We start from the raw sequence: 2,157 nt of genomic DNA on the forward strand, positions 1-2,157 counted from the left end.
GACAGAATCCGCTTATATCTCCCCAAATCATTTAAAATCCCAAAAAATCAAATCAGGGAAATCAGCGTAATCAGTTTAATCCTGAGTCAGACAGAATCCGCTTATATCTCCCCAAATCATTTAAAATCCCAAAAAATCAAATCAGGGAAATCAGCGTAATCAGTTTAATCCTGAGTCAGACAAAATCCGCTTTCATCGCCGAAGGCGATGCAACTGCCCGCCTATCAGCCTGCCGAGTGTTTGGATCGCCCAGTCCTGGTCATCGCTCCAGGGGTTGGCGTTGGTGAGGCGGATGCAGTGCTGGTAGCGGTCCTGGCTGGAGAATAAGGCGCCGGGCGTAAAGGTGATGCCCTGTTCTACGGCCTCTTCATGCAGTTGCCAGGTGTTTATTTTGGGGGGCAGCACCACCCACAAGCTGATACCTCCGTTGGGCCGCGTTAGTTGAGTGTCTTCGGGGAAGTACTCCTGTATAGCTTTCGTCATTTGCATGGTTTGCATGCTCAGCGATTGCCGCAGTGATTTCAGGTGAAGGTCCAGCCGCTGCTGATCCAGGAACTTACTCAGTACCAGTTGCGGCAGCATGCCGGTGCTGCCGGAGGTAACAAACTTCAGCTGGGAGATCCTTTCATGGTAACGGCCGCCAATGATCCAGCCTACACGGAGCCCGGCCGCAATGGATTTGGAAAAGGAGGAACAGTAAAGTACCAGCCCTTCTTCATCATACGACTTCACCGTTCTGGGTCTTTCCGGTGCGAAGTGCAGATCGCCGTATACATCGTCTTCTATCAGCGGTACCTGGTACTTTTTCAGCAGCTTTGCCAGCTGTTCTTTGGCGGGGTCGGGAATACAGCAGCCCATGGGGTTGTTGTAGTTGCTAACAAAAAGACAGGCCTGCACTTTCTTTTGTTTGAATGCGTCTTCCAGTTTTTCCAGGCTCACACCGGTTACCGGGTCGGTTGGGATTTCCATGGCTTTCATACCCAGGCTTTCAATGGCCATCAGTAACCCGAAAAAGGTGGGCGACTCAATGGCAATGGTGTCGCCTGCTTTGGCTACGGCACGCAGGCAAAGACTGGCAGCTTCTATGGCTCCATGGGTAACAATAATATCCTGCGGCGATACGGCCCGGCCCCAGTTGAGGCAATGCCTGGCAATATGTTTCCTGAAAGGCTCATGCCCGTACACATCACCGTAAGGGATAAACGAAGTATCCAGCTCACGGGCAGCCAGCTGCAGCGCCTTTTTCAGTTTTACGGCAGGCAGCAGCACAGTATCCGGTGATGCGCCTATCAGTGAAATGGTTTTATGCGATCCGCTGGTTTGGCGGAACATCGCCAGCTTTTCATTGATCTGTACCTTAAATGGGGCAGGGGAAGGGTTGGTGACCGGCGGCAGCTCAGGCCGCAGTTTTTTTGAATAATGTACAAAGTAACCCGATTTTTCCCGCGGCACCACCCAGCCTTTCTTTTCCAGGTGCGTATACACCTGCAGGGCCGTACTGATGCTGATGCCATGCTCCTGGTGCAGCGACCTTAACGAAGGGAGCTTATCTCCCACAGCATATACGCCCTCACTGATCATATGCTGGATCTTCTCCGCGAGTTGCAGATATATAAACCCGTTATTTTTTTTCATCTTCCCAAAGTTAATCTGTTATGGTTTAATATCGGTAATTCTGTATCTGTTTTGGCGCCGTTTTTTGCTGTTATTTTGTATGTTCTAAACCCGCAAACATGACTGTTGTTAAACAAATTGCACAAACGCTGGTACAACTTTGCAGAGCGTGGAAGTTCCCGGAAGCGCAGGCCACCCTGTTTCATGAAGACGCAGTGAACCTGGAGCCCGACGGCCGCACCACTACCGGCCTGGCGGCTATTATGGCTAAAGAACAGGCGTTCCTTCACAGCATCACCGAAAGACATCTGCTGGAGATCTCCGACCCGGTGGTGGCCGACGAATATTTCGCGGTGCAGTTGCTGATGGACGTTACTATTAATGGCATCGGCCGCCGCACAAGAAATGACCTTTGCATTTATAAAGTACACGGCGGAAAAATTATTCATGAGCAGTTCTTTTATTAAGTCATCATCTTAAAAAATATATAATTATGGAAGCAAGAATGGATGTTTATAAATTGTTACCCGGCGCATTTAAAGC

General features: G+C 49.8%; 2 protein-coding genes. One reads left to right on the top strand and one right to left on the bottom strand.

The annotated features are described in order from the left end of the window. Nucleotides 1–192: 192 nt before the first annotated feature. Nucleotides 193–1,635, bottom strand: coding sequence for a PLP-dependent aminotransferase family protein (locus VN105_RS15650; protein WP_325642464.1), 1,443 nt, complete (start codon nt 1,633–1,635; stop codon nt 193–195). Nucleotides 1,636–1,733: 98 nt separating this feature from the next. Here VN105_RS15650 and VN105_RS15655 point away from each other — a divergent pair, with 98 nt between their 5' ends. Further along, nucleotides 1,734–2,081, top strand: coding sequence for a nuclear transport factor 2 family protein (locus tag VN105_RS15655; RefSeq protein ID WP_325642465.1), 348 nt, complete (start codon nt 1,734–1,736; stop codon nt 2,079–2,081). Nucleotides 2,082–2,157 lie beyond the last annotated feature (76 nt).

The sequence above is a fragment of the Chitinophaga sp. genome (genome assembly GCF_035564935.1).
Taxonomy (GTDB): domain Bacteria; phylum Bacteroidota; class Bacteroidia; order Chitinophagales; family Chitinophagaceae; genus Chitinophaga.

Coding starts and splice junctions, on each gene's coding strand:
- VN105_RS15650 (WP_325642464.1), bottom strand. CDS start 1,635: ATGAAAAAAAATAACGGGTTTATATATCTGCAACTCGCGGAGAAGATC.
- VN105_RS15655 (WP_325642465.1), top strand. CDS start 1,734: ATGACTGTTGTTAAACAAATTGCACAAACGCTGGTACAACTTTGCAGA.